General features: G+C 67.7%; 22 protein-coding genes. 17 read left to right on the top strand and 5 right to left on the bottom strand.

Going from position 1 to position 25,518, the window contains the following annotated elements; translation table 11 throughout:
- Window position 1: 1 nt before the first annotated feature.
- Complete coding sequence (locus tag ACSQ3Y_RS21085) at window positions 2-616, top strand: chemotaxis protein CheC (RefSeq protein ID WP_436178764.1); 615 nt, start codon at window positions 2-4, stop codon at window positions 614-616.
- A 21-nt stretch (window positions 617-637) separates the two neighbouring features.
- Here ACSQ3Y_RS21085 and ACSQ3Y_RS21090 read toward each other — a convergent pair whose 3' ends face one another.
- Window positions 638-1,570 (bottom strand): aldose 1-epimerase, encoded by a 933-nt coding sequence (locus ACSQ3Y_RS21090; RefSeq protein ID WP_436178765.1) that lies wholly within the window; start codon window positions 1,568-1,570, stop codon window positions 638-640.
- 22 nt (window positions 1,571-1,592) lie between these two features.
- Entirely contained in the window at window positions 1,593-2,522 is a 930-nt protein-coding gene (locus tag ACSQ3Y_RS21095; protein WP_436180150.1) for an SMP-30/gluconolactonase/LRE family protein, read from the bottom strand.
- A 131-nt stretch (window positions 2,523-2,653) separates the two neighbouring features.
- Between ACSQ3Y_RS21095 and ACSQ3Y_RS21100 the strand changes: the two genes are divergently transcribed.
- A complete protein-coding gene (locus ACSQ3Y_RS21100; RefSeq protein ID WP_436178766.1) occupies window positions 2,654-3,451 on the top strand; it encodes an SDR family NAD(P)-dependent oxidoreductase in 798 nt (265 codons plus the stop codon).
- 177 nt (window positions 3,452-3,628) lie between these two features.
- Here ACSQ3Y_RS21100 and ACSQ3Y_RS21105 read toward each other — a convergent pair whose 3' ends face one another.
- Window positions 3,629-4,591, bottom strand: coding sequence for a LysR family transcriptional regulator (locus tag ACSQ3Y_RS21105; RefSeq protein ID WP_436178767.1), 963 nt, complete (start codon window positions 4,589-4,591; stop codon window positions 3,629-3,631).
- Between the two features lie 118 nt (window positions 4,592-4,709).
- Here ACSQ3Y_RS21105 and ACSQ3Y_RS21110 point away from each other — a divergent pair, with 118 nt between their 5' ends.
- From ACSQ3Y_RS21110 to ACSQ3Y_RS21180, 15 genes are all read left to right on the top strand, one after another.
- Window positions 4,710-6,161, top strand: coding sequence for an aldehyde dehydrogenase family protein (locus tag ACSQ3Y_RS21110; RefSeq protein ID WP_057207002.1), 1,452 nt, complete (start codon window positions 4,710-4,712; stop codon window positions 6,159-6,161).
- Between the two features lie 70 nt (window positions 6,162-6,231).
- The gene (locus ACSQ3Y_RS21115) at window positions 6,232-7,197 is read left to right on the top strand and encodes an ABC transporter substrate-binding protein (protein WP_057207118.1); all 966 of its coding nucleotides are present in this window, start codon (window positions 6,232-6,234) and stop codon (window positions 7,195-7,197) included.
- Window positions 7,198-7,306: 109 nt separating this feature from the next.
- Complete coding sequence (gene chvE, locus ACSQ3Y_RS21120) at window positions 7,307-8,377, top strand: multiple monosaccharide ABC transporter substrate-binding protein (protein WP_436178768.1); 1,071 nt, start codon at window positions 7,307-7,309, stop codon at window positions 8,375-8,377.
- A gap of 99 nt (window positions 8,378-8,476) precedes the next feature.
- On the top strand, window positions 8,477-9,994 hold the full coding sequence (mmsA, locus tag ACSQ3Y_RS21125; RefSeq protein ID WP_436178769.1) for a multiple monosaccharide ABC transporter ATP-binding protein: 1,518 nt from the start codon (window positions 8,477-8,479) through the stop codon (window positions 9,992-9,994).
- A gap of 1 nt (window position 9,995) precedes the next feature.
- On the top strand, window positions 9,996-11,225 hold the full coding sequence (gene mmsB, locus ACSQ3Y_RS21130) for a multiple monosaccharide ABC transporter permease (protein WP_436178770.1): 1,230 nt from the start codon (window positions 9,996-9,998) through the stop codon (window positions 11,223-11,225).
- A 5-nt stretch (window positions 11,226-11,230) separates the two neighbouring features.
- The gene (locus tag ACSQ3Y_RS21135; RefSeq protein ID WP_436178771.1) at window positions 11,231-12,766 is read left to right on the top strand and encodes a sugar ABC transporter ATP-binding protein; all 1,536 of its coding nucleotides are present in this window, start codon (window positions 11,231-11,233) and stop codon (window positions 12,764-12,766) included.
- Window positions 12,759-13,817 (top strand): ABC transporter permease, encoded by a 1,059-nt coding sequence (locus ACSQ3Y_RS21140; protein ID WP_436178772.1) that lies wholly within the window; start codon window positions 12,759-12,761, stop codon window positions 13,815-13,817. The genes ACSQ3Y_RS21135 and ACSQ3Y_RS21140 overlap by 8 nt, the downstream gene beginning before the upstream one ends.
- Window positions 13,814-14,851: a galactofuranose ABC transporter, permease protein YjfF gene (gene yjfF, locus ACSQ3Y_RS21145; RefSeq protein ID WP_436178773.1), complete on the top strand. Its 1,038-nt coding sequence runs from the start codon at window positions 13,814-13,816 to the stop codon at window positions 14,849-14,851. Before ACSQ3Y_RS21140 ends, yjfF begins: the two co-directional genes overlap by 4 nt.
- A 31-nt stretch (window positions 14,852-14,882) precedes the next feature.
- A complete protein-coding gene (locus ACSQ3Y_RS21150) occupies window positions 14,883-16,616 on the top strand; it encodes an IlvD/Edd family dehydratase (RefSeq protein WP_436178774.1) in 1,734 nt (577 codons plus the stop codon).
- Window positions 16,617-16,635: 19 nt separating this feature from the next.
- The gene (locus ACSQ3Y_RS21155; protein WP_436178775.1) at window positions 16,636-17,574 is read left to right on the top strand and encodes a dihydrodipicolinate synthase family protein; all 939 of its coding nucleotides are present in this window, start codon (window positions 16,636-16,638) and stop codon (window positions 17,572-17,574) included.
- Window positions 17,574-18,599, top strand: a complete 1,026-nt coding sequence (locus ACSQ3Y_RS21160; protein WP_436178776.1) for a 2-dehydro-3-deoxygalactonokinase — start codon at window positions 17,574-17,576, stop codon at window positions 18,597-18,599. The genes ACSQ3Y_RS21155 and ACSQ3Y_RS21160 overlap by 1 nt, the downstream gene beginning before the upstream one ends.
- Complete coding sequence (locus ACSQ3Y_RS21165) at window positions 18,596-19,240, top strand: 2-dehydro-3-deoxy-6-phosphogalactonate aldolase (protein ID WP_436178777.1); 645 nt, start codon at window positions 18,596-18,598, stop codon at window positions 19,238-19,240. The genes ACSQ3Y_RS21160 and ACSQ3Y_RS21165 overlap by 4 nt, the downstream gene beginning before the upstream one ends.
- A 39-nt stretch (window positions 19,241-19,279) precedes the next feature.
- On the top strand, window positions 19,280-20,428 hold the full coding sequence (dgoD, locus tag ACSQ3Y_RS21170) for a galactonate dehydratase (RefSeq protein ID WP_436178778.1): 1,149 nt from the start codon (window positions 19,280-19,282) through the stop codon (window positions 20,426-20,428).
- Window positions 20,429-20,530: 102 nt separating this feature from the next.
- Window positions 20,531-21,355 (top strand): hypothetical protein, encoded by an 825-nt coding sequence (locus ACSQ3Y_RS21175; RefSeq protein WP_436178779.1) that lies wholly within the window; start codon window positions 20,531-20,533, stop codon window positions 21,353-21,355.
- Window positions 21,352-23,661, top strand: coding sequence for an ATP-dependent DNA helicase (locus ACSQ3Y_RS21180; protein WP_436178780.1), 2,310 nt, complete (start codon window positions 21,352-21,354; stop codon window positions 23,659-23,661). Before ACSQ3Y_RS21175 ends, ACSQ3Y_RS21180 begins: the two co-directional genes overlap by 4 nt.
- Here ACSQ3Y_RS21180 and ACSQ3Y_RS21185 read toward each other — a convergent pair.
- A complete protein-coding gene (locus ACSQ3Y_RS21185; protein ID WP_436178781.1) occupies window positions 23,650-24,408 on the bottom strand; it encodes an alpha/beta fold hydrolase in 759 nt (252 codons plus the stop codon). The genes ACSQ3Y_RS21180 and ACSQ3Y_RS21185 overlap by 12 nt on opposite strands.
- A gap of 10 nt (window positions 24,409-24,418) precedes the next feature.
- The gene (locus tag ACSQ3Y_RS21190; RefSeq protein ID WP_057265869.1) at window positions 24,419-25,432 is read right to left on the bottom strand and encodes a M14 family zinc carboxypeptidase; all 1,014 of its coding nucleotides are present in this window, start codon (window positions 25,430-25,432) and stop codon (window positions 24,419-24,421) included.
- Window positions 25,433-25,518: the final 86 nt, after the last annotated feature.

Below are 25,518 nucleotides of genomic sequence, written 5' to 3' on the forward strand. Positions count from 1 at the left end.
CATGACTGCCAAGCTTGATGCGGAACAAATAGACGCGCTCAGCGAAATCTTCAACATCGGTGTCGGCAAGGCGGCCGCGGCCATGGGCAATCTCATGCACGACGAGGTGCTGTTGTCGGTGCCGCACGTGAGCATTTTCACGGTGAGCGAAGCGGCGCAGCAGTTGGGCACCGCCGGCAGCACCATGTACGGGGTTCGCCAACCCTTCCGGGGCGTGTTCAGCGGCGACGCGCTGCTGATCTTTCCGGGCGACAAGAGCCTGGAGATCGTCCGCATCGTCGCGGGCCAGAGCCTGCCCGGCGAGGACCTGAGCGCCATCGAGCAGGATGCCATGACCGAGCTGGGCAACGTGATGCTCAGCGCCTGCCTCGCCACCCTGGCCGACCTGCTGGGCAACGAGTTCGAGCTGAGCCCGCCCCGTGTCGATGTCGGTGACAGCCGCACCATTCTGGGCACGCGCATCCAGAACCACCTGGTGGTGTTCCTGCACATCCGCTTCGAGCTGCTCAGCAGCCAGATCGAAGGCTTCGTGGTGTTCGTGCTCAACACCACGTCCTTGCTGGCGCTGCGCGCAGCGGTGGACAGGCTTCTGGGTCGCCAGGCAGAGGTGGACTGATCCGACGGAAATCGCCTGTTGCTAGCCAACGGCCAGCCGGCCGTAGCGCCACTGCACGTTCAGCGCAAACGACTCCCCCTGCTCCAGCACGCGCAGCCCTGGCTGCCCCGCCAGGTGAAAGGCATCGATGGGCTGGGTGATGGGCTCGAAGCAGAAGGCCGGGCCCTGCGGTGGGCGGTAGATGAGGCAAAAGTGCTGCCCGGCGCCGCCATCGGCACCGAAGTCGGGCATGCGGGCGGTCAGCCGCAGGCCGTGCTCGGGCCAGTCGATCTGCGCCGTGCCACCCCAACCGGTGTAGCCGTTGTCGATCAGGGTGCCATGGGCCGAGACGCCGGCATTCAGGTCCCAGCCTTCAGGGAACTGCCGGGTGTGTTCGGTCGGCAACGGGTCGTTGCCGCACAGCCAGACGGCCTGCACCGGTGCGCTGACGCGTGTGCCCGGCGTGCGCGGAAACCAGGGGTGCACGCCAATGCCGTAGGGCAGCGGCTCGGCGCCGAGGTGGCGCACCAGCACATGCTGGTCCAGCCCGCCCTCCACCAGGCGAAAGGTCTGCACCGATTCGTAGTCGTAGGGGTTGCCTTCGAAGCGCTCCGAGCGCAGCTGCATCTGCAGCGTGTCCGGGGCGGGCTGCGACAGCACCCACGGCTGCAGCCAGCCATCGCCGTGGATGGGATACGGCTCGCCTGCCCGGTTGGGCTGCATGGGATGGAACTGCCCGGCGTGCGTGAAGCCGCCGCCGCTGATGCGGTTGGACCAGGGCACCATGGCAAACGAGGCCAGCTGGTACAGGTCAGGGGTGGCACCGTCCCAGGGGCGCCAGAGGTCGAGCCGGCCCCCGGGTTGCTCCGGGGCGTCGATCTGCCAGGCGGCCACGCTGCCGCCCAGGGAGGGGACCAGCCCCAGGTGCTGGCCCGCATGGCTCAGCCAGGTGGTGGGATGGGTGGTTTCGCTCATGTGCAAGCTCTCGTGAAAAGGGTCAACCGCCGAACAGATGAGCGGGTACGCCGGGGCTGTCGATCTCCACGGCAAACACGCTGCCGGCCAGCGGCTCGGTAGCAAGTTGCGCCGGCGTGAGACCCACCCGCGCGGTGGTGATGAACAGCGTGCGCAGGTCCGCCCCGCCAAAGGCGCAGGTGGTGACCTGGCTGGCGGGCAGCACCACGCGGCCCAGTTCCTCGGCCGTCTCGGGGTCGTGGCAGCTCACGCAGTGGCCGCCCCAGTGGGCGATCCAGATGCGGCCCAGGGCGTCGGTGGTCATGCCGTCGGGCAGGCCCTCCTCAGGGGTGTAGCGCTTCCACACCTGTTTGTTGGAGATGGTGCCGGCCGCCGCATCGAAGTCGTAGCGCCAGGTGATGGCGCTCAGGGTGTCGTTGAAGTACAGGCACTCGCGGCCATTCGCGCTCGCCCAGGTGGGCCCGTTGGTCACCACGAAGCCCTCGTCGTGGCACGTGCAGCGGCCGTCGGGGTCGTAGCGGTAGAGCGCACCGGTGGGCAGCTTGCAGTCAAAGTCCATGCTGCCGCCCCAGAAGCGGCCCCCGGCGTCGCACTTGCCATCGTTGAAGCGGTTGCCCGGCAGCTCGGCTGCGGGCTGGTGCAGGCAATGCGGGGCGCTGTCGGTGGCGGGGTCGAACAGGGCAAAGCCGCGCCGCAGGGTGATGATCAGACCGGGCGCGTCCCGGCGCTCGGCCAAGGCCGATATCTCTTCGTTGAAGCTCCACTGCGTCTGCAGGCCCGTGGCCGGGTCCAGCCGGTACAGGCGGCAGCCCAGGATGTCGAGCCAATACACCACCTGCTCCCGCACGGACCATACAAGCCCCTCCCCCAGCTGCGCATCGGCTTCGACCACGCAGCGCAGGGGCCCCGTGAGGGTGGGGACGGGAAATCGCGACGCAGCGGACGCTGCCATGGGACTCTGGTTGCTCAAAGCTGGTCTCCTGTTTGTTGTTTACCTGCCTGCCTCTTGACGCCGGGCATCTTATCAACGTCAATTGATGCATGGAATGATTATTTTTGGAATTTTTTGATATACAAATTGCAATGACAACTGGTATCCATATCCCCTCACAGCCCGCCACGCTCGCCCGCTTTCCGAGCTTGCAAGGCCGCTCGGTCTTCATCACCGGCGGCGGCAGTGGTATCGGCGCTGCCATCGTCGCCGCGTTCGCCGAACAGGGTGCGCGCGTGGCCTTCGTGGACGTAGCGCGCGAAGCCAGCGAAGCGCTGGCCCAACAACTCGTGGACGCAGGCCACGAGCGCCCGTGGTGGCAGGTGTGCGACGTGCGCGACATCGCCGCACTGCAGGCGGCCGTGGCCGAGGCAGCAGGCGCGTTGGGTGATTTCTCGGTGCTGGTCAACAACGTGGCCAGCGATGACCGCCACACGCTGGAGTCGGTCACGCCCGACTACTACGACGAGCGCATGGCCATCAACGAGCGCCCGGCCTTCTTCGCCATCCAGGCCGTGGTGCCCGGCATGCGCCGCCTGGGCGCGGGCTCGGTGGTCAACCTGGGCTCCACGGGCTGGCAGGGCAAAGGCTCGGGCTACCCCTGCTATGCCATTGCCAAGTCGTCGGTAAACGGACTCACGCGCGGCCTGGCGCGCACCCTGGGGCAGGACCGCATCCGCATCAACACCGTGTCGCCCGGCTGGGTGATGACCGAGCGCCAGATCAAGCTCTGGCTCGATGCCGAGGGCGAGCAGGAGATCGCGCGCAACCAGTGCCTGCCCGACAAGCTGCGCCCGCACGACATCGCGCGCATGGTGCTGTTCCTGGCCTCGGACGATGGTGCCATGTGCACCGCCCAGGAATTCAAGGTCGACGCCGGCTGGGTGTAATTCGGACCATCCCCCTGAGTCGCTTCGCGCCTTCACCCCTTCTCTCGAATGGCTGCGCCATTCGGGAAGGGGGACACCGCCAGCGCGGCGGGGCGGCCCTTGCGCGGCGGTCCTGGCCTAGGCTGCGACAGTACCGACCAGCCTTGGAATGAATGAGGTTCATTCAGAGGGCAGTACCTAGTCTCCGTTTTCGAGCCGGCGCCCGTACTGCACCAGGCTGGTCTGCTTGAGGGCCTTCATCATCACCTTGGCGGCCGGCGACAGCAGCCGGTCGGTGCGGGTGATGATGCCGAAGGCATCCATGTGGCAGGGCATGGCCAGCGGCAGCACCGCCACCATGCCGTGCGATGCGTAGTAGTGCGCCACGTCGGCGCCGACCACGGCGATCATGTCGCTTTGCTGCAGCATGCGCGTCATGAACAGCAGGGCCGCCGTCTCCACCACGTTGACCGGCGGGGCCAGCCCGTCCTGCTGGAACATCAGATCGAACCGGTGGCGCAGCACGCTGCCTGCGGGCGGCACGATCCAGCCGGCGGCCAGCACGTCACGCAGGGTCAGCCCGGCCATGCCCGACAGCGGATGGCCCGGTCGGGTCACAGCGCAGACCAGTTCCTCGCTCAGCGGCTCGTAGCGCAGGTTGGCCTTGTCGTGCTCTTCGAACAGGCGGCCCACGAGGATATCGAGCTTGCCCTGCTCCAGCCGGTCCATCAGCACCGGGCTGGTCTCGATGTCGAGCGAGATGCGCAGGCTCGGGTGCTCCTGCTTGACCAGGGCCACGGCGGCGGGCAGCAGGCTCAGGCCCGGCGAGGTGATGGCCCCGATGCCCACCTGGCCGAAATGCCCGGTCTTGAGGGCCGCCAGCTCCACATGCGCCTGGTTCAGGCTGGCCAGCGCCATGCGCGCGTGGCGGATCATGGTCTCGCCATACCAGGTGGGGCGCATGCCGCGGGGCAGGCGCTCGAACAGCGAGACCTCCAGCACGTCCTCCAGGTCCTTGAGCAGCTTGGACGCGGCCGGCTGCGTCATGCTGAGCACCTGGGCCGCGCGGTGGATGTTGCCCTCTTCGGCCAGGGCCACCAGCAAGAGCAGCTGGCGCGTCTTCAGGCGTGCGCGAATGAACCAGTGGTTGTAGGTGCTCATGGGGTTTTCCAGAATGCGTAGACGTATATCTATTTTGTCAAAAAAACTATTAGATTGATATCTAAATCGATCTTAGACTTTGCCGCACACCAGCACCAAGGTTCTTTCCAAGGTCCCCATGAAACTCGGCGATACGCAGCAAAACCCCCGGCACCTGATCAATGGGCGCTGGGAGATCGGCACCACCACCGGGGTGAGCACCAACCCGTCGGACACCCGTGAGGTGGTGGCCGAGTACGCCCGGGCCGACCGCAACCAGACCGAGCGCGCAATCCGCGCCGCCGCCGACGCCCTGCCCCACTGGAGCCAGAGCAGCCCCCAGCGGCGCGCCGACGTGCTCGACCACATTGGCAGCGAGCTGTTGGCGCGCAAGGACCAGCTCGGAACCCTGCTGGCCCGCGAGGAGGGCAAGACCCTGCCCGAGGCCGTGGCCGAGGTGGCCCGCGCCGGCCAGATCTTCAAGTTCTTTGCCGGCGAGGCGCTGCGCATTCCGGGTGAGCTCATGGCCTCGGTGCGCCAGGGCGTGCAGGTGGACGTGACCCGCGAACCCGTGGGCGTGGTCGGCATCATCGCGCCCTGGAACTTTCCGTTTGCGATCCCGGCCTGGAAGATCGCCCCCGCCCTGGCCTATGGCAACACGGTGGTGTTCAAGCCGGCCGAGCTGGTGGCGACCTGCGGCTGGGCGCTGGCCGAGATCATCAGCCGCTGCGGCCTGCCGGCCGGCGTGTTCAACCTGCTCATGGGCAGCGGCCGCGAGGTGGGCCAGACCCTGGTGGACCACCCGCTGGTGAATGCGATCAGCTTTACGGGATCGGTCGATACCGGAGAACGCATCCTCCAATCCGCCACGGCGCGCCGTGCCAAGGTGCAGCTGGAGATGGGCGGCAAGAACCCCCTGGTGGTACTGGCCGACGCCGACATGGAACAGGCCATCGACTGCGCGCTGCAGGGCTCGTACTTCTCCACCGGCCAGCGCTGCACGGCATCGAGCCGGCTGATCGTCGAAGCCAGCGTGCACGATGCCTTCGTGGACCGGCTGCGCCAGCGGCTCGTGGCCCTAAAGGTGGGCCATGCGCTGGAGCGCGGCACCGAGATGGGCCCGGTCGCCGATGCCAGCCAATTGGAGCAGAACCTCTCTTATGTGGAGATCGCCCGGAGCGAGGGCGCCCAGCATGTCTGGGGCGGCGAGCGGCTCGAGCGCGCCACGCCCGGGCACTACATGGCCCCGGCGCTGTTCCTGGCCAAGCCCGAGCACCGCATTGCGCGTGAGGAGATCTTCGGCCCGGTAGCCTGCGTGCTGCGCGCCGATGACTACGAGCATGCGCTGGCACTGGCCAATGACACGCCCTACGGCCTGTGCGCGGGCATCTGCACCACCTCGCTCAAGCACGCCATGCATTTCAAGCGCAACGCCGTGGTCGGCATGACCATGGTCAACCTGCCCACGGCGGGGGTGGACTTCCATGTGCCCTTTGGCGGGCGCAAGGATTCCAGCCACGGCCCGCGCGAGCAGGGCCGCTATGCCGCCGAGTTCTACACCACCGTCAAGACCGGCTACATGCTGGCCTGAAGCGTTGGTTCTTTCCCCCGCAGTCGCATCGCATTTCACAACAGCGTCAACAACAGACAGGAGACAAATGATGAAACTGAACCGCCGGACCCTCGTATCCGCCCTTGCCTGCGCCCCCGTGGCCGGGCTGCTCCCGGGCGCCGCCTGGGCCCAGAAACCCATCGTGCTGGGCTTCAGCCAGGTGGGTGCCGAGAGCGAGTGGCGCACCGCCAATACCGAGTCGATCAAGTCCGCCGCCAAGGAGGCCGGCATCGAGCTCAAGTTCTCCGACGCGCAGCAGAAGCAGGAGAACCAGATCAAGGCCATCCGCTCCTTCATCGCGCAGAAGGTGGACGTGATCGCCTTCTCGCCGGTGGTCGAGTCGGGCTGGGAAAACGTGCTGCGCGAGGCCAAGGCCGCCAAGATCCCCGTGGTGCTGACCGACCGCTCGGTCAACGTCAAGGACCAGTCACTGTACGTGACCTTCATGGGCTCGGACTTCGTGGAAGAAGGCCGCAAGGCCGGCCGCTGGCTGGTGGACAAGATGAAGGACCAGAAGGGCGACGTCAACATCGTCGAACTGCAGGGCACCGTGGGCTCGGCCCCGGCCATCGACCGCAAGAAGGGCTTCGAGGAAATCGTCAAGGCCGACCCCAAGTTCAAGATCCTGCGCTCGCAGACCGGCGACTTCACGCGCGCCAAGGGCAAGGAGGTGATGGAAGCCTTCCTCAAGGCCGAGGGCAAGAAGATCAACGTGCTCTACGCGCACAACGACGACATGGCCATCGGCGCCATCCAGGCCATCGAAGAGGCCGGCATGAAGCCCGCCAAGGACATCACCATCATCTCCATCGATGCGGTCAAGGGCGCCTTCGAGGCCATGATCGCCGGCAAGCTCAATGTGAGCGTGGAATGCAGCCCCCTGCTGGGCCCGCAGCTGATGACCGCCGTCAAGGACATCAAGGCCGGCAAGGCGGTGCAAAAGCGCATCGTGACCGAGGAAGGCATCTTCCCGATGGAAGTGGCCGCCGCGGAGTTCCCGAAACGCAAGTATTGATGCCGCTGCTGCCGGTGTAGAGCCGGCAGCACGGCAGGAGGCCGGCCCCGCGCGCCACAGGAGGTGTACGAGGGCCGGGCAGAAAACCAGAAAAACAGGAGACAAATTGATGAAACGCACCATTTTCAAGACCGTACTGGCCACCGTGGCCCTGGCCGCCATGGGGGCCGCACCGCTGGCACTGGCCCAGGACAAGGGCAGCATCGGCATCTCCATGCCCACCAAGTCCTCGGCCCGCTGGATCGCCGACGGTGACAACATGGTCAAGGTGCTCAAGGAGCGCGGCTACAAGACCGACCTGCAGTACGCGGACGACGACATCCCCAACCAGCTCGCGCAGATCGAGAACATGATCACCAAGGGCGCCAAGGTGCTGGTGATCGCCTCCATCGACGGCACCACCCTCTCGCGCGTGCTGCAGAGCGCGGCCGACAAGGGCGTGAAGGTCATCGCCTATGACCGCCTGATCAAGGGCTCGAAGAACGTGGACTACTACGCCACCTTCGACAACTTCCAGGTCGGCGTTCTGCAGGCCAGCTCCATCGTCGACAAGCTGGGCGTGAAGCAGGGCAAGGGCCCGTTCAACATCGAACTCTTCGGTGGCTCGCCCGACGACAACAACGCCTTCTTCTTCTACGACGGCGCCATGAGCGTGCTCAAGCCCTACATCGACAGCGGCAAGCTGGTGGTGCGCAGCAAGCAGCTGGGCATGAACAAGGTGGGCACACTGCGCTGGGATGGCTCGGTGGCCCAGGCCCGCATGGACAACCTGCTCTCGGCCTACTACGGCAAGGACAAGGTGCACGCCGTGCTCTCGCCCTACGACGGCCTGTCCATCGGCATCCTGTCGTCGCTCAAGGGCGTGGGCTACTGCACGGCGCAGCAGCCCTGCCCGGTGGTGAGCGGCCAGGACGCGGAGATCCCCTCGGTCAAGTCCATCCTCAAGGGCGAGCAGTTCTCCACCGTGTTCAAGGACACGCGCGAACTGGCCAAGGTCGCCGCCAACATGGTGGACGCCACGCTCTCGGGCAAGCAGCCCGAGATCAACGACACCAAGACCTACAACAACGGCGAGAAGGTGGTTCCGTCGTACCTGCTCAAGCCGGTGTCGGTCGATGCGTCCAACTGGAACGCGGTACTGGTGGGCAGCGGCTACTACAAGGAATCGCAAGTCAAGTAACCCAGGCCTGGGCCAGGGGAGGCAGCGCATCTCCCCTGGTACCAGGGCCACGTGAGACAACAGAGGAAGCCCGCAGCGCTTCCTGCACGAGCCCAGTCCATGATTCTTGAAATGCGGAACATCCGCAAAACCTTCCCCGGCGTGGTCGCACTCAACCAGGTGAACCTGAACGTGCGCGCCGGCGAGATCCACGCCATCGTCGGCGAGAACGGCGCGGGCAAGTCCACGCTGATGAAGGTGCTCTCGGGCGTCTACCCGCACGGCAGCTACAGCGGCGAGATCGTCTTCGAAGGCCAGGAGCGCCAGTTCGGCGGCATCCGCGACAGCGAGCACCTGGGTGTGATCATCATCCACCAGGAACTGGCGCTGGTGCCGCTGCTGTCCATTGCCGAAAACATCTTCCTGGGCAACGAGACGGCGCGCCATGGCGTGATCGACTGGATGGCCGCGCACAGCAAGGCCCAGGCCCTGCTGAAAAAGGTGGGGCTCAAGGAGTCGCCCGAGACCCTGGTCACCCACCTGGGCGTGGGCAAGCAGCAGCTGGTGGAGATTGCCAAGGCGCTGTCGCGCCAGGTGCGCCTGTTGATCCTGGACGAACCCACGGCCAGCCTCAACGAGAACGACAGCCAGGCGCTGCTGGACCTGCTGCTGGAGCTCAAGAAGCAGGGCATCACCTGCATTTTGATCTCGCACAAGCTCAACGAAATATCGCGCGTGGCCGATGCCATCACCGTGCTGCGCGACGGCAGCACGGTCGAGTCGCTCGACTGCCGCACCGGCCTGGTCAGCGAGGACCGCGTGATCAAGGCCATGGTGGGCCGCGAGATGGCCGACCGCTACCCGCCGCGCCAGCCCGACATCGGCCCCACCGTGTTCGAGGTGCGCAACTGGCACGCCCACCACCCGCAGCACGCCGAGCGCGAGGTCATCAAGGGCGTCGACCTCTCTGTGCGCCGCGGCGAGATCGTCGGCATCGCCGGCCTCATGGGCGCGGGCCGCACCGAACTGGCGATGAGCATCTTCGGCAAATCCTGGGGCCAGCGCATCAGCGGCCAGGTGCTGCTGAACGGCCGGGAGATCGACGTCGGCACGGTGGAGAAGGCCGTGCACCATGGCCTGGCCTACGTCACCGAGGACCGCAAGGGCAACGGCCTGGTGCTCAATGAAGACATCCAGTTCAACGTCTCGCTGGCCAACCTGGGCGGCATCTCCACCGCCACGGTGATGGACCATGGGCGCGAGCACCAGATCGCGCAGGACTACCGGCGCAAGTTGCGCATCCGCTGCTCGGGCGTGGACCAGAAGACCGTGAACCTCTCGGGCGGCAACCAGCAGAAGGTGGTGCTGGGCAAGTGGCTCTTCACCAATCCCGAGGTGCTCATCCTCGACGAGCCCACGCGCGGCATCGACGTGGGCGCCAAGTATGAGATCTACACCCTGATCGCCCAGATGGCGGCCGAGGGCAAGTGCGTGATCGTGATCTCTTCGGAAATGCCCGAGCTGCTGGGCATAACGGACCGCATCTACGTGATGAACGAGGGCCGTTTCGTGGCCGAAATGCCCACCGCCGATGCTTCTCAAGAAAAAATCATGCGCGCGATCGTGAAAGCCAGTTGAGATGACCCCAATGACCCCCTCCCCTACCGCCACGCTTGCCAGCGTTCCTGCCGAGGCACTGGCCCACCACGACAAGCCGCTGCTCGAACACATCAAGCACAACTTCCGTGAGTACGGCATGCTGATCACGCTGGTGGCCATCATGGGCTTCTTCCAGTACATGACCGACGGCACGCTGATGCAGCCGCTCAACCTGACCAACCTGCTGCTGCAGAACAGCTACATCGTGATCATGGCGCTGGGCATGCTGCTGGTGATCGTGGCCGGGCACATCGACCTGTCGGTGGGCTCGGTCTGCGGCTTCATCGGCGCGCTGGCGGCGGTGCTGATGGTGGAGTACCACTGGCACTTTCTGCCCGCATCGCTGGTGTGCCTGCTGTGCGGCGGCATCATCGGAGGGCTGCAGGGCTGGTTCGTGGCCTTCTCGCGCATTCCGTCCTTCATTGTCACGCTGGCGGGCATGCTGGTGTTCAAGGGCCTGGCGCTGGCGCTGCTGGCCGGGCAGTCGGTGGGGCCGTTCCCTGCCGAGTTCCAACTGCTCAGCTCGGGCTTCATCCCGGACCTGTTCAGCGTGGAGGGGCTCAAGCTCACCTCGCTGCTGCTGGGCGTGGCCGTGGCCGTGGCGCTGGCCGTGGCCGGCGTGCGGGCGCGGGCCAACCGCCTCAAGCACGGCGTGCAGGCCGAGCCGCTGGCCTTCTTCGTGGCGCGCACCGCCGTTTTCGCGGCGCTGCTGGTCTATTTTGCCTACCTGCTCGCCTCGTACAAGGGCCTGCCCAACGTGCTGGTGGTCATGGCGCTGCTGATCGTGCTGTTCGACTTCGTCACCAGCCGCACCACCATTGGGCGGCGCATCTACGCAATGGGCGGCAACGAAAAAGCGGCCAAGCTCTCGGGCATCAAGACCGAGCGGCTGTCGTTCTACGCCTTCATCAACATGGGCGTGCTGGCCGCCCTGGCCGGCCTGGTGTTCGCCGCGCGGCTGAACACGGCCACGCCCAAGGCGGGCCTGGGGTTCGAGCTCGACGTGATCGCCGCCTGCTTCATCGGCGGTGCCTCGGCCTCGGGCGGCGTGGGCAAGGTCATGGGCGCGGTGATCGGCGCCTTCGTGATGGGGGTGATGAACAACGGCATGTCCATCCTGGGCATCGGCATCGACTACCAGCAGGTCATCAAGGGTGTGGTGCTGCTGGCCGCGGTCTTGGTCGACGTCTACAACAAGAACAAGGCCTGAAAGCCATGGACGCGGCCGCCGTTCACGCCCTTGCTCCCGTGCTGGAACTCACGGGCATCCACAAGCATTTCTCGGGCATCCCCGTGCTGCGCGACGTGCACCTCAACCTGTACCCGGGCGAAATCCACGCGCTAATGGGCCAGAACGGCGCGGGCAAGTCCACGCTGATCAAGGTGCTGACCGGCGTGCTCGAAGCCAGCGGCGGCCAGATGCGCCTGGCCGGCCAGGCCGTGTGGCCCGATTCGCCGCTGGCCGCGCAGCGCCTGGGCATCAGCACCGTGTACCAGGAGGTCAACCTCTGCCCCAACCTGTCGGTGGCCGAGAACATCTTTGCCGGCCGCTACCCGCGTTGCGGCATCGCCCAGGGCTTTCGCATCGACTGGGCCACGCTGCACCAGCGCGCGCGCGATCTGGTTGCGCGCATCGGACTGTCCATCGATGTCACGCGACTGCTCTCGGACTACCCGGTGGCCGTGCAGCAACTGGTGGCCATTGCCCGGGCGCTGAGCATCGAGGCCAAGGTGCTGATCCTGGACGAACCCACCTCCAGCCTGGACGACGACGAGGTGCAAAAGCTCTTCGAGGTGCTGCGCCGGCTGCGCGGCGAGGGCTTGGCCATCGTCTTCGTGACCCATTTCCTGAACCAGGTGTATGCCGTTTCGGACCGCATCACGGTGCTGCGCAACGGCGCCTGGGTGGGCGAATGGGCCGTGGGTGACCTGGGCCCGCAGGCCCTGATTGCCGCCATGCTGGGGCGCGAGCTGGCAGCGCAGTGCACCGAGCCACCGGTGATCCCCGTGTTCGACGACGCGGCGCCGGCCCTGCTGGAGGCGCAAGGCCTGGGCCAGAGCGGGCAGTTGCAGCCCATAGACCTGAAGGTACGTGCCGGCGAGGTAGTGGGCCTGGCGGGCCTGCTGGGATCGGGCCGCACAGAGCTGGCACGGCTGCTGTTCGGTCTGCAGGCGCCCGACAAGGGCGTGCTGCACATCGATGGCCGTGCCGTCACCTTCTCCAATCCCATGGATGCGATCCGCGCAGGCCTGGCCCTGTGCCCCGAGGAGCGCAAGACCGATGGCATCGTCGCCGAGCTCTCGGTGCGCGAAAACATCGCCCTGGCGCTGCAGGCGCGCATGGGCATGGGCCGCTTTCTGTCGCGAGCCGAACAGACCGCGATTGCCGAGCGCTATGTAAAGCTCCTGGGCATCAAGACCAGCAGCGTGGACACGCCCATCGCACTGCTTTCGGGCGGCAACCAGCAAAAGGCGATTCTGGCGCGCTGGATGGCGATCGAGCCGCGCCTGTTGATCCTGGACGAGCCCACGCGCGGTATCGACGTGGCGGCCAAGCAGGAAATCATGGAGCAGATCATGTGCCTGGCCGATGCCGGCATGGCCGTGGTCTTCATCTCCTCCGAAATGAGCGAGGTGGTGCGCGTGGCGCACCGCATCGTGGTGCTGCGCGACCGCCGCAAGGTCGGCGAGCTGCCTGCAGGCAGCAGCGAAGAAGCCGTGTACGAACTGATTGCCGCCGAAAATGCCTGACGCACCCTCCCCCTCCTCTTCTCTGCTGGCCGCTGCGCTGCGCCACCGGCTCACCTGGCCGCTGGTCACGCTGGCCCTGCTGCTGGCCGTGAACACGGCGTTCAACGCCAGCTTCCTGCATGTCGAGTGGCGCGATGGCCACTTCTACGGCAGCCTGGTCGACATCCTCAACCGTGCGGCACCCCTGGCGCTGGTGTCACTGGGCATGACCATGGTGATCGCCACGCGCGGCATCGACATTTCGGTGGGCGCGGTGGTGGCCATCGCCGCCGCCGTGGGCGCCTGGATGATCGGCGGCTCGGTCTCGGGCGGCGAGAGCCGCTTTCCCCTGCCGCTGGCCATCCTGGGCGCCATCGGCGTGGCGGCCCTGTGCGGGCTGTGGAACGGCCTGCTGGTGGCCAAGGTGGGCATGCAGCCCATCATCGCCACGCTGATCCTGATGGTGGCCGGCCGGGGCATTGCGCAGTTGATCACCGACGGGCAGATCATCACCATCTACTACGCGCCCTTCTTCTTCCTGGGCGGGGGCTACCTGCTGGGCCTGCCGTTTTCGCTGTTCGTGCTGGCCGCCGTGTTTGCCGGGCTGTACCTGGCGGTCACGCGCACGGCGCTGGGCCTGTTCGTCCAGGCCGTGGGCATCAACCCCACGGCGGCGCGCGTGGCCGGCGTGCAGTCGCGCCGCCTGGTCGTGGCGGCCTACACCTTCTGCGGCGTGTGTGCGGGCATCGCCGGGCTGCTCATCAGCTCCAACGTGAAGAGCGCCGATGCCAACAACGCCGGCCAGATGCTGGAGCTCGATGCCATCCTGGCGGTGACGCTGGGCGGCACGGCACTGACCGGAGGACGCTTCAGCCTGGTGGGCAGCGTGATCGGCGCGCTCATCATCCAGACGCTGACCTACGCCATCTACTCGCTGGGCGTGCCGCCCGAAATCAACCTGGTGGTCAAGGCCGTGGTGGTGTTCATCGTGATGCTGCTGCAGTCGCCCGACTTCCGCGCGCAGATCGGCGCCCTGGTACGCCGGCCCGCGGCCGGGGGAGCCCTGTCATGAGCGGCGGACACAGCCCCACCCTGGATGCGGCGCCCGCCGCCGACGCGCCAGCCCGCACAACCACGCCCACCCGCATGCGCCTGAACCCCAAGTACCTGCCACTGGCGGCCACCATCGCGCTGTTCATGGCCATGGCCACGGCGGGCTCGGTGCTCTACACCGGCTTCTTCTCGGCCCAGGTGTTCCTGAACCTGCTGATCGACAACGCCTTTCTGATCATCGTCGCGGTGGGCATGACCTTTGTGATCCTCTCCGGCGGCATCGACCTGTCGGTGGGCTCGGTGGTGGCGCTGACCACCATGGTGCTGGCCAGCCTGGTGGAGCACCACCACTGGAGCCCATTCGCAGCCATCCCGCTGGTGCTGCTCATGGGCACGGTGTTCGGGGCCTTCATGGGCTTTCTGATCGAGCGCTTTCGGCTGCAGCCCTTCATCGTGACGCTGGCGGGCATGTTCCTCGCGCGCGGCCTGTGCTACCTGATCAGCATCGACTCGATCAGCATGGCCGACGAGGCCTATTCCGCGATGGCGCAGTGGCGCCTCGAACTGTGGGAGGGTGCCTCGCTCTCGCTGGGCGCGCTGATCGCAATGGCCGTGCTGCTGGCCGCCATCTTCGTCGCGCACTGCACGCCGTTTGGCCGCAACGTGTATGCCGTGGGCGGCAACGAGCATTCGGCCGTGCTCATGGGCCTGCCGGTGCGCGCCACGGTGATCGGCGTGTACACGCTGTCGGGCCTGTGCTCGGCGCTGGCCGGCGTGGTGTTCACCTTCTACATGCTCTCGGGCTACGGCCTGCACGCCACGGGCATGGAGCTCGATGCCATCGCCGCCGTGGTGATCGGCGGCACCCTGCTCACAGGCGGCGTGGGCTACGTGGCCGGCACCCTGTTCGGCGTGCTGATGCTCGGAATCATCCAGACCCTGATTTCCTTTGACGGCACGCTCAGCTCGTGGTGGACGCGCATCGTCGTCGGCGTGCTGCTCTTCGTTTTCTGCCTGCTGCAGCGCCTGCTGACGCACCGCACTTCCAAGTGACCCCGCATCTCCCTTTCCCCCAAAAACAACCATGACCACCTCCCCGCGCAAGCTTCGCTCCGCCGAATGGTTCGGCACCGCCGACAAGAACGGCTTCATGTACCGCAGCTGGATGAAGAACCAGGGCATCCCGGACCATGAATTCGACGGCCGCCCCATCATCGGCATCTGCAACACCTGGTCCGAACTCACGCCCTGCAATGCCCACTTTCGCAAGATCGCTGAGCATGTCAAGCGCGGCATCTACGAGGCGGGAGGCTTTCCGGTCGAGTTCCCGGTGTTCTCCAACGGCGAGTCCAACCTGCGCCCCACGGCCATGCTCACGCGCAATCTGGCCAGCATGGACGTGGAGGAAGCCATCCGCGGCAACCCCATCGACGCGGTGGTGCTGCTGGTCGGCTGCGACAAGACCACCCCTGCCCTGCTGATGGGCGCGGCCAGCTGCGACGTGCCAGCCATCGTGGTCACGGGCGGGCCCATGCTCAACGGCAAGCTCGACGGCAAGGACATCGGCTCGGGCACGGCCGTGTGGCGGCTGCACGAATCGCTGAAGGCCGGCGAGATCAACGAGCACCAGTTCTTCGCGGCGGAAGCCGGCATGTCGCGCTCGGCCGGCACCTGCAACACCATGGGCACGGCCAGCACCATGGCCTGCATGGCCGAGTCGCTGGGCACCTCGCTGCCGCACAATGCGGCCATCCCGGCCGTGGACTCGCGCCGCTATGTGCTGGCGCACATGTCGGGCCGGCGCATCGTAGAGATGGCGCACGAAGGGCTCACTCTCTCGAAGATCCTCACGCGCGGGGCGTTTGAAAATGCCATCCGCACCAATGCGGCCATCGGCGGCTCCACCAACGCCGTGATCCACTTGAAAGCCATCGCCGGCCGCATCGGCGTGCAGCTGGACCTGGAAGACTGGACGCGCATCGGCCGCGGCACGCCCACGCTGGTGGACCTGCAGCCCTCGGGCCGCTTCCTGATGGAGGAGTTCTACTACGCGGGCGGCCTGCCCGCGGTGCTGCGCCGCCTGGGCGAGAACGGCCTGCTGCCCCACCCTGGCGCGCTCACCGTCAACGGCAAGAGCCTGTGGGACAACGTGCGCGAGGCGCCGCAGTACAACGACGAGGTGATCCGCCCGATCGACAACCCGCTGATTGCCGATGGAGGCATCTGCATCCTGCGCGGCAACCTGTCGCCGCGCGGCGCGGTGCTCAAGCCCTCGGCGGCATCGCCCGAACTGCTCAAGCACCGGGGGCGTGCCGTGGTGTTCGAGAACCTGGAGCACTACAAGGAGCGCATCGTCGATGAAGACCTGGACATCGACGCCAGCTGCGTGATGGTGATGAAGAACTGCGGCCCCAAGGGCTACCCCGGCATGGCCGAGGTGGGCAACATGGGCCTGCCCCCGAAGCTGTTGCGCCAGGGCGTGAAGGACATGGTGCGCATCTCCGACGCGCGCATGAGCGGCACGGCCTACGGCACGGTGGTGCTGCATGTGGCGCCCGAGGCGGCTGCGGGGGGCCCGCTCGCCGCCGTGCGCGACGGTGATTTCATCGAACTCGACTGCGAGCAGGGCCGCCTGCACCTCGATATCAGCGACGAAGAGCTGGACGCACGCCTGGCCGCGCTGGCCAATACCGACATGGGCGGGCGCGGCGGCTACCAGCGCCTGTATGTGGACCATGTTTTGCAGGCCGATGAGGGCTGCGACTTCGACTTCCTCGTCGGCTGCCGGGGTGCTGCCGTACCGCGCCACTCGCACTGAACATTGACCTGTAGACCCCATGCCTGCAACCTCTATCCCCACATCTCCCCGCTACCGCGGCATCTTCCCCGTGGTGCCCACCACCTTTCATAAGGGCGGAACGCTGGACATCGAAAGCCAGAAGCGCTGCCTCGACTTCATGATCGACGCTGGCGTGGACGGCCTGTGCATCCTGGCCAACTTCTCCGAGCAATTCTCGCTGTCGGACGCCGAGCGCGAAACGCTCACCCGCCTGTCGCTGGAGCATGTGGCCGGCCGCGTGCCCGTGATCGTCACCACCACCCACTACGGCACCCACGTATGCGCCGAGCGCAGCCGCGCCGCGCAGGACATGGGCGCCGCCATGGTGATGGTGATGCCGCCCTACCACGGCGCCACCTTCCGCGTGCCCGAGGCGCAGATCTACGAGTTCTATGCCCGGGTGTCGGATGCCATCACCATTCCCATCATGGTGCAGGACGCGCCGGCCAGCGGCACCGTGCTCTCGGCCCCGTTCCTCGCGCGCATGGCGCAGGAGATCGAACACCTGGCCTACTTCAAGATCGAAGTGCCGGGCGCGGCCAGCAAGCTGCGCGAGCTGATCCGCCTGGGCGGCGCCGCCATCGAAGGCCCCTGGGATGGCGAGGAAGCCATCACCCTGCTGGCCGACCTCGACGCTGGCGCCACCGGTGCCATGACCGGCGGCGGCTTTCCCGATGGCATACGCCCCATCCTCGAGGCGCACCGCCAGGGCGATGCCGACCAGGCCTTCGCGCTCTACCAGCGCTGGCTGCCGCTCATCAACCACGAGAACCGCCAGGGCGGCATCCTCACCGCCAAGGCGCTGATGAAGGAAGGCGGCGTGATCGCCAGCGAGGCCGGCCGCCACCCCTTCCCCGCCATGCACCCCGAGGTGCGCCGGGGGCTGATCGACATCGCGCGCCGGCTCGACCCGCTGGTGCTGCGCTGGGCGCGGTAATGACGAGCAACACCGCCCTTTCCAACGGCGCGGCCGCCCTGATCGGCCTGGACTGGGGCACCAGTTCGCTGCGCGCCTTCCGCTTCGATGCGGCTGGCACCGTGCAGGAGATGCGCCAGCGCCCCTGGGGCATCATGAACCTGCCCGTCGCAGCCAATGGCCAGGCCCACGCGACCCAAGGCGCTGCTTTCGAGCATGCCTTCGACGATGTCTGTGGCGATTGGGTGCGGGCCCATCCCGGCATCCCAGTTCTGGCCTGCGGCATGGTCGGCAGCGCCCAGGGCTGGCGCGAAGCCCGCTACCTCGAATCGCCCGCCTCGCTGGACCACCTGGCGCGTGGGCTCACCGTGGTGGCACACAGCGCGGGCCCCCGCGTGCACATCGTCCCCGGCCTGCTCCAGCGCGGCGATCTGCCCAACGTGATGCGCGGCGAAGAGACGCAGGTGCTGGGCGTGATGGCGGCCTCGGCCCTGCCGGGCGATGCCCCGGTGCTGATCGGCCTGCCCGGCACGCACAGCAAATGGGTACTGGCGCGCCGCCGCTCCATCGAACAGTTCCACACCTTCATGACCGGTGAGGTGTTTGCGGCGCTGCGCGGACACACCATCCTCGGGCGCACCATGCAGCCTGCCGAGGCGCCCGACGACGCAGCGTTTGCGCGCGGCCTGCAAGTGGCGCGCTCGGCAGAGGCCTCGCTGGGCCTGCTCTCGCACATCTTCAGCACGCGCACGCTCGGGCTCACGGGCGCGCTGTCCGGCACGGCCCAGGCGGACTACCTCTCGGGCCTGCTGATCGGCCACGAAGTGGCCGCACTGGCGGCACAACAGGCGCCAGGCGCCGCGCACGCACACGTGGTGCTCTGCGGCGAGCCCGACCTGTGCCGGCGCTACGCCCTGGCCCTGGCCGCCTACGGCTTGCCGGCGCCCGAAATGGCCGACAACGCCACCGCGCGGGGGCTGTGGCAGATCGCCACCGCCGCCGCGCTGGTGACCCCTACCGACACACAAGCTGCACGATGCGCATGACTCCTTCCGCCCTTCTTTCCGCCTCCATGCAAAGCTGCGGCCTGGTCGCCATCCTGCGCGGCGTATCGCCCGCCGAAGTGGTACCCATCGGCCAGGCGCTCTGCGAGGCCGGCTTTCGCATCATCGAGGTGCCGCTCAACTCGCCCGAGCCGCTGGCCAGCATCCGCGCGCTGCGCGACGCGCTGCCGGCCGAGGTGCTGATCGGCGCGGGCACCGTCATCCGCCCCGAGGACTGCGCCGCCGTGGCCGCGGCCGGCGGGCAGATCGTGGTCATGCCGCACAGCGATGCGGCGGTGATCCGCGCCGCCAAGGCGGCCGGCATGGCCTGCGCACCGGGCGTGGCCACGCTGACCGAGGCCTATGCGGCGCTGGCAGCCGGGGCCGATGCCCTCAAGCTGTTCCCCGCCGAGGCGCTGGCTCCCGCCGTGCTCAAGGCCTGGCGTGCCGTGCTGCGCCCGCCGGTTGCGCTGCTGCCCGTGGGCGGCATCACGCCCGAGGGCATTGCGGCCTATGCCGCAGCCGGTGCCAGCGGCTTCGGCCTGGGCTCGGCCCTGTACAAGCCCGGCGACAGCGCGGCGGACGTGGCGCGCCAGGCGGCTGCGTTCATGCAGGCCTGGCGCCAGTCCTACGCCACCTCCTGACCGATCGACCCTATTCCCCTTTCCGACGAGCCGACTTCCATGAAGATCACCCGACTGACCACGTTCCTGGTGCCACCGCGCTGGTGCTTTCTGAAAATCGAGACCGACGAGGGCATCGTCGGCTGGGGCGAGCCCGTGCTCGAAGGCCGGGCCCACACCGTGGCGGCCGCCATCGAGGAGCTGGGCGACTACCTCATCGGTAAAGACCCGCGCCACATCGAGGACCACTGGACGGTGCTCTACCGTGGCGGCTTCTACCGGGGCGGCGGCATCCACATGAGCGCACTGGCCGGCATCGACCAGGCGCTGTGGGACATCAAGGGCAAGGCCCTGGGCGTGCCCGTGTCCGAGCTGCTCGGCGGCTGCGTGCGCGACCGCATCAAGGTCTACAGCTGGATCGGCGGCGACCGGCCCGGCGAGACCGCGGCAGCGGCCAAGGCCGCGGTGGACCGGGGCTTCACAGCGGTGAAGATGAACGGCACCGAGGAGCTGCAGTATGTGGACAGCTTCGACAAGGTGGAAAAGTGCCTGCAGAACGTGGCGGCCGTGCGCGAGGCCGTGGGCCCCAACGTGGGCATTGCCGTGGACTTCCACGGCCGCGTGCACAAGCCCATGGCCAAGGTGCTGTTCAAGGAGCTCGACCCGTACCGGCTGATGTTCATCGAGGAACCCGTGCTCAGCGAGCACTACGAGGCCCTGAAGGAACTGGCGCACCTATCGTCCACCCCCATCGCGCTGGGCGAACGGCTGTACTCGCGCTGGGATTTCAAGCGCGTGCTGTCCGAGGGCTATGTGGACATCATCCAGCCCGACCCCTCGCACTCGGGCGGCATCACCGAGACACGCAAGATCGCCTCCATGGCCGAGGCCTACGACGTGGCCCTGGCCCTGCACTGCCCGCTGGGGCCGATTGCGCTGGCCGCCAACCTGCAGCTCGACGGCGTCTGCTACAACGCCTTCATCCAGGAGCAGAGCCTGGGCATCCACTACAACGCCAGCAACGACCTGCTCGACTATGTGTCCAACGGCGAGGTGTTTGCGTACCAGGACGGCATGGTCGCCATCCCCCAGGGCCCGGGCCTGGGCATCGAGGTCAATGAAGCCTATGTACGCGAACGCGCCGCCGAAGGCCATCGCTGGCGCAACCCGGTGTGGCGCCACAAGGATGGCAGTTTCGCGGAGTGGTGAGCTTCCCGGCGGTGTAACAACACCGTGAAGACGTGACGGCAGGGGCGAAAGGGAGGAAAATACTGTAATTACAATCAGTGTTTTGAAGAATCCCCGAGCCCCATGACGGCGCTGACCATCACCCGCTTCCACCGCACCCGCCTGATGCAGATCTGGCGCTCGGCTGGCTGGCCCTGCAAGGACGCGCTGGAGATTGACCTGCTGGCTGCGCAGTTGGTCGCCCTGCACACCTCGCCCGAGGGCTTCGAGACGCTGAAGCTCACCGAGGACGGCATCCGCACCCTGGCCGAGGCGCGCCAGCGTGGCGTGCGGGCGCTCAGTGCCCACGACCGGCTGGGCCAGAAGTTTGCCGCGCACCTGCTGGCCTCGGGCCGCATCGTCTGGCGCGAGCTGTCGCTGCGCGCCGTGATCGAGGGTGCGGCCCCGGAAACTGCGCCGCTGACTCCGGCAACCAGCAACCCGCTGTGGAGCGAGGACACGCCCGCAAGCCGCAAGGCCGCCAATGTCTGGCGCATGGCACGGCCGGACCTGTTCTCGGTGCGCAACACCACGGTGCCGGCCTACCTGCAGCCCATGGTGCACGAGATCAAGTACAGCCGCGCCGACCTGCTGTCGGACCTGCGCCACGACGCCAAGCGCCAGGCCTACCAGTGGCTGTGCGAGGAGTGCTACTACGTGTTCCCGGCCGGTGTGGCCGAGCCCGGCGAGATCCCCGAGCACTTCGGCATCTGGGTGCTGCATGGCGGGCTTGACGATGGCCGCTTCGAGCTACTGCGCCCCGCGCGCCATGCCAGCTGCGCCCTGCCTTTCGCGGTGTGGATGGCCCTGTGCAAGGCCACGCCGCTGCGCAGCGAAGACGAACTGGCGCAGGCCCACCTGGGTGAGCCGGCTGCAGACGACCTGCCTCCCTGTACCGAGGCCCCATGACCTATACCGTGGCGGTGCGCGAGCTGTGCGAGTTCACCGCCAAGCAGGGTGACCTGGACCTGCGCTTCACCCCCGCCCCCACGGCCCTGGAGGGCATGGCCGGCCATGCCGTGGCTGCCGCGCGCCGGGGCGACGGCTACCGCACCGAGGTGGCGCTGGCCGGCAGCTACAAGAGCCTGCGTGTGCGCGGCCGGGCCGACGGCTTCGACCCGGCGCATGCACGGCTCGACGAGGTCAAGACCTTCAAGGGCCGGCTCGACCGCCAGCCCGCATCGCACCGCGCCCTGCACTGGGCCCAGGCGCGCATCTACGGCTGGCTGCTGTGCGCGCAGGAGGGGCTTGAACACATCGACCTGGCGCTCGTGTACTTCGACATAGCCAGCCAGAAGGAGACGGTGTTCACCGAGCGCCGCAGCGCGACCGAGCTGCAGCGGCATTTCGAGGAGCAGTGCGAACGCTTTCTGGCCTGGGCCGAGGCCCAGGTGGCGCACCGCATGGCGCGCGATGCGGCGCTCACCGCCCTGGCCTTCCCCTTCGGCGGCTTTCGCACCGGGCAGCGCCCGCTGGCCGAGGCGGTGTACAAGGCTGCGGGCGCCGGGCGCTGCCTGATGGCCCAGGCGCCCACGGGCATCGGCAAGACCATGGGCACGCTGTTCCCGCTGCTCAAGGCCGCGCCCACGCAGCGACTGGACAAGGTGTTCTTCCTCGCGGCCAAGACCTCGGGCCGGCAGACCGCCCTCGACACCCTGACCCGCCTGGCCGACAGCGCACCTGCCCTGCCGCTGCGCGTGCTGGAGCTGGTGGCACGCGACAAGGCCTGCGAGCACCCCGACAAGGCCTGCCACGGCGAGTCCTGCCCGCTGGCCCAGGGCTTCTACGACCGTCTGCCCGCCGCGCGCGCCGCCGCATTGCGGCCTGGCGCCGCGGGTGAACGCATCACCCTGCACCAGAGCGAGGTCCGCAGCGCCGCGCTGGCGCACCAGGTCTGCCCCTACTACCTGAGCCAGGAACTGGCGCGCTGGGCCGACGTGGTCGTGGGCGACTACAACTACTACTTCGACATGGGCGGCCTGCTGCACGGCCTGGCCCAGGCGAATGGCTGGCGCACGGCGCTGCTGGTGGACGAGGCCCACAACCTCGTGGACCGGGGCCGCAAGATGTACACCGCCGAGCTGCGCCCCGACGGCTTGGCCCAAGCGCGCAAGTCGACCAGCGCCAGCCGCTACCCTGCGGTCAAGAAGGCGCTGGACAAGGTGCGCCGCGCCTGGGTGGCGCTGGACAAGCGGCAGGCTACCGCCTATGCGGTGCACGAGGCCTTTCCCGAAGACCTGCTCACCGCGCTGCAGCAGTGCGGTAACACCCTCACCGACCACCTGGCCGAGCACCCGGCAGAGCCCGATGCCGCCCTGCAGGCCTTCTACTTCGACGCCCTGCACCTGGTGCGCATGGCCGGGCTGCTTGACGCGCACTCGCTGGTGGACATCACCCAGCCCACGGCCCCGGGCCTGCCCCAGGCCGCCCGGGCGCCCGGCAGCTCCACCCTGTGCATCCGCAACCTGGTGCCCGCGCCCTTCCTCGGCCCGCGCTGGGAGGCCGCGCACACCAGCACGCTGTTCTCGGCCACGCTGCGGCCCGAGCGCTACTACACCGACCTGCTGGGCCTGCCCACGGACCACCTGGCCATCGATGTGGAATCGCCGTTCCAGGCCGCGCAGCTGACGGTGCAGGTGGCGCGCCACATCTCCACCCGCTACCCGGACCGCAAGGCCTCGCTCGCGCCCATCGTGGCGCTGATGGCGCAGCAGTTCGCAGAGCGCCCCGGCAACTACCTGGCCTTCTTCAGCAGCTACGAATACCTGCAGCAGGCGGCCACGATGCTGGCCGAGCGCCATCCGCACCTGCCGCACTGGAGCCAGTCGCGGCGCATGCTCGAATCGGAGCAAAAGCAGTTCCTTGCGCGCTTCACCGAGAGCAGCGAGGGCATCGGCTTCGCGGTGCTGGGCGGGGCTTTCGCCGAGGGCATCGACCTGCCGGGCCGGCGCCTGATCGGCGCTTTTCTGGCCACGCTGGGCCTGCCGCAGGTCAACCCCGTGAACGAGCAGGTCAAGGAGCGCATGCAGGCGCTGTTCGGCGAGGGGTACGACTACACCTACCTCTACCCCGGCCTGCAAAAGGTGGTGCAGGCCGCCGGCCGCGTGATCCGCACGCCCAGCGACGAAGGCGTGGTGCACCTCATGGACGACCGCTTCGGCCGGCCCGAGGTGCGTGCGCTGCTGCCTGCGTGGTGGGCGGACTCATACCGCTGACCATTGCGCCACCTGCCCCGCCACCCAGGCCGGATCGTCCAGCGGCAGGTCGTGCCCCGCCCAGGGGTGCAGCACCAGCGGGCAAGCCCAGGCGCTGGCGATGGCCTGCGAGCACTGGCTGCTCACCAGGCCGTCCTGGGCACTGGCCAGCAGCAGCATGCGGTCCACAGGGCAAGTGCGCGGTGCCCGGTAGCGTGCAGCGGCCAACAGTTGCCGCAGGGCATTCGATGAAGACACGGGCCTTTGCGCGCGCGCGTCCACCCAGTCGGCCACCACGGCCGCACGCTCCTGCGCACGGTTGCTGGTGAGCCGCAGCACGGCGGACTCTGCGGCGAGCGGGGTGGGCGCCATCAACACCTCGCGCAACAGCGCCACGTAGTTGCGCGGCCGCAGGCGCCGGTAGAAAGGGCTGAAGGTGCCGAAGCTGGTGTTGATGAGCACGCAGCCCTGCACCTCGGCCGGGGCGGTACGCGCCCACTCGGTGGCCACCATGGCCCCGAGCGACATGGCCAGCAGGTGGTGCGGCCCGGTGCTGCCGCGCCGTTCCAGCTCCGTCCGGCATTCGGCCACCATGGCCGCAACCGACAATGGGCTTGGGCGCGCATGCCAGCGACCGTTGCCCGGCAAGTCCAGCATCAGCACCTCGGCGCCCGGCATGGCGGCCAGAAAGGCAGGCACGAAGCTGCCCCAGTGCACGGCCTCGCGCGTAAGGCCACGCAGAAAGATCCAGCGGTCTGGCTGCGGCATCACTATGCCATCAATACCAGAAGCTGAGCGCATCGGCGCGCCGCTGCACCCGCGCTTCAGGTGCGGGCACCCAGCGCTCGTGGCTGCCAGCCGCGCGCGAGAGAAAGTCGAGCAGCGGCATGTGCCGGCGCAGCACGCGCTGCAGGCGGTGGTTGATCAGCGGGTTGAAGATGCCCTTGCGCGAGAACAGCTGGCGCGGGTTCTTCTTGATCCAGCGCCAGGAGCCCATCTCCAGCGTCAGCGGCAAAAAGGTGCGCGTGGGGTCGTTGCAGGCCTGCATGTACAGGTGGTCCCACAGGTCGCCGTGCGTGAGGTACTGCGCGCTCTGCGGTTCGATGATGTAGGGGTGGTAGGCATGCGCCTGCAGAAAGATCTCGTGCAGCGCATGCAGCTCCGGCAGGTGGGCAATGGGCTTCTTCGTGTGCGCGAACGGAAACCACAGGCGGTCGCTGATGCCGAAGCCCGAGTGGCAGTCCAGCGCGATGCTGAAGGGGCGCGAGAGCAGTTCGTCGTGCACCACCTCGCACAGGGCCCGGCTCTCGGCCTCCATGGGCGCACCCGGTTTGCCGCGGTACCAAGGCAGGCCCGCACTCAGGCGCTGGCCGCCGATGAGGAAGGGAACCCGGTCCAGTGCGTCGACCGGAGCATTGCGCATCAGGTCCACCCCATTGGGGTTGGCCCGGGTGGCAGCCCACATGCCGCCCGGGTTCACGATGGGCATGAACACCAGGCGCACCTGCTCGAGCTGCTGGTTCAGCGCCAGGTCCCAGGGCAGGCGCGTCACCACGTTCTGCAGGTAGGCAATCACCACCTCGGCGCCGATGCCTTCGAGCCCGTGGATGCCGCCGAAGAAGCCCATGGCCGGCACGCTGCGGTCCGGGTTGCCCAGGCTGATGGCGTGGATGGGAAAGCGCTCGCCCGAAGGCATCTCCACGGTATGCACCACCCGGGCGTCCAGGCGGTCGCCGCCCTGGTCGATGATCTTTTGCAGCGCCGCAAGTTCGGGCAGAACGGTGTCGGGCACGGTGGTGGTTGTCTCTGGCAGCGAAAAACAGCCAGCATAGCGCCCGCAGCCCCCTGCGCCAGGGTCTTTGCGCAGGCCTGTTGCGA

The sequence above is a fragment of the Acidovorax sp. LjRoot66 genome (assembly GCF_964253305.1).
In the GTDB taxonomy this organism is placed as follows: domain Bacteria; phylum Pseudomonadota; class Gammaproteobacteria; order Burkholderiales; family Burkholderiaceae_C; genus Acidovorax.

What these genes read in the sequence shown, in the direction of transcription:
- ACSQ3Y_RS21085 (WP_436178764.1), top strand. Translation starts at nt 2, where the DNA reads ATGACTGCCAAGCTTGATGCGGAACAAATAGACGCGCTCAGCGAAATC.
- ACSQ3Y_RS21185 (WP_436178781.1), bottom strand. Translation starts at nt 24,408, where the DNA reads ATGCCGCAGCCAGACCGCTGGATCTTTCTGCGTGGCCTTACGCGCGAG.
- mmsA (WP_436178769.1), top strand. Translation starts at nt 8,477, where the DNA reads ATGATTCTTGAAATGCGGAACATCCGCAAAACCTTCCCCGGCGTGGTC.
- ACSQ3Y_RS21165 (WP_436178777.1), top strand. Translation starts at nt 18,596, where the DNA reads ATGACTCCTTCCGCCCTTCTTTCCGCCTCCATGCAAAGCTGCGGCCTG.
- ACSQ3Y_RS21175 (WP_436178779.1), top strand. Translation starts at nt 20,531, where the DNA reads ATGACGGCGCTGACCATCACCCGCTTCCACCGCACCCGCCTGATGCAG.
- ACSQ3Y_RS21090 (WP_436178765.1), bottom strand. Translation starts at nt 1,570, where the DNA reads ATGAGCGAAACCACCCATCCCACCACCTGGCTGAGCCATGCGGGCCAG.
- ACSQ3Y_RS21140 (WP_436178772.1), top strand. Translation starts at nt 12,759, where the DNA reads ATGCCTGACGCACCCTCCCCCTCCTCTTCTCTGCTGGCCGCTGCGCTG.
- ACSQ3Y_RS21105 (WP_436178767.1), bottom strand. Translation starts at nt 4,591, where the DNA reads ATGAGCACCTACAACCACTGGTTCATTCGCGCACGCCTGAAGACGCGC.
- mmsB (WP_436178770.1), top strand. Translation starts at nt 9,996, where the DNA reads ATGACCCCAATGACCCCCTCCCCTACCGCCACGCTTGCCAGCGTTCCT.
- ACSQ3Y_RS21100 (WP_436178766.1), top strand. Translation starts at nt 2,654, where the DNA reads ATGACAACTGGTATCCATATCCCCTCACAGCCCGCCACGCTCGCCCGC.
- chvE (WP_436178768.1), top strand. Translation starts at nt 7,307, where the DNA reads ATGAAACGCACCATTTTCAAGACCGTACTGGCCACCGTGGCCCTGGCC.
- yjfF (WP_436178773.1), top strand. Translation starts at nt 13,814, where the DNA reads ATGAGCGGCGGACACAGCCCCACCCTGGATGCGGCGCCCGCCGCCGAC.
- ACSQ3Y_RS21115 (WP_057207118.1), top strand. Translation starts at nt 6,232, where the DNA reads ATGAAACTGAACCGCCGGACCCTCGTATCCGCCCTTGCCTGCGCCCCC.
- ACSQ3Y_RS21110 (WP_057207002.1), top strand. Translation starts at nt 4,710, where the DNA reads ATGAAACTCGGCGATACGCAGCAAAACCCCCGGCACCTGATCAATGGG.
- ACSQ3Y_RS21095 (WP_436180150.1), bottom strand. Translation starts at nt 2,522, where the DNA reads ATGGCAGCGTCCGCTGCGTCGCGATTTCCCGTCCCCACCCTCACGGGG.
- ACSQ3Y_RS21150 (WP_436178774.1), top strand. Translation starts at nt 14,883, where the DNA reads ATGACCACCTCCCCGCGCAAGCTTCGCTCCGCCGAATGGTTCGGCACC.
- dgoD (WP_436178778.1), top strand. Translation starts at nt 19,280, where the DNA reads ATGAAGATCACCCGACTGACCACGTTCCTGGTGCCACCGCGCTGGTGC.
- ACSQ3Y_RS21135 (WP_436178771.1), top strand. Translation starts at nt 11,231, where the DNA reads ATGGACGCGGCCGCCGTTCACGCCCTTGCTCCCGTGCTGGAACTCACG.
- ACSQ3Y_RS21155 (WP_436178775.1), top strand. Translation starts at nt 16,636, where the DNA reads ATGCCTGCAACCTCTATCCCCACATCTCCCCGCTACCGCGGCATCTTC.
- ACSQ3Y_RS21160 (WP_436178776.1), top strand. Translation starts at nt 17,574, where the DNA reads ATGACGAGCAACACCGCCCTTTCCAACGGCGCGGCCGCCCTGATCGGC.
- ACSQ3Y_RS21180 (WP_436178780.1), top strand. Translation starts at nt 21,352, where the DNA reads ATGACCTATACCGTGGCGGTGCGCGAGCTGTGCGAGTTCACCGCCAAG.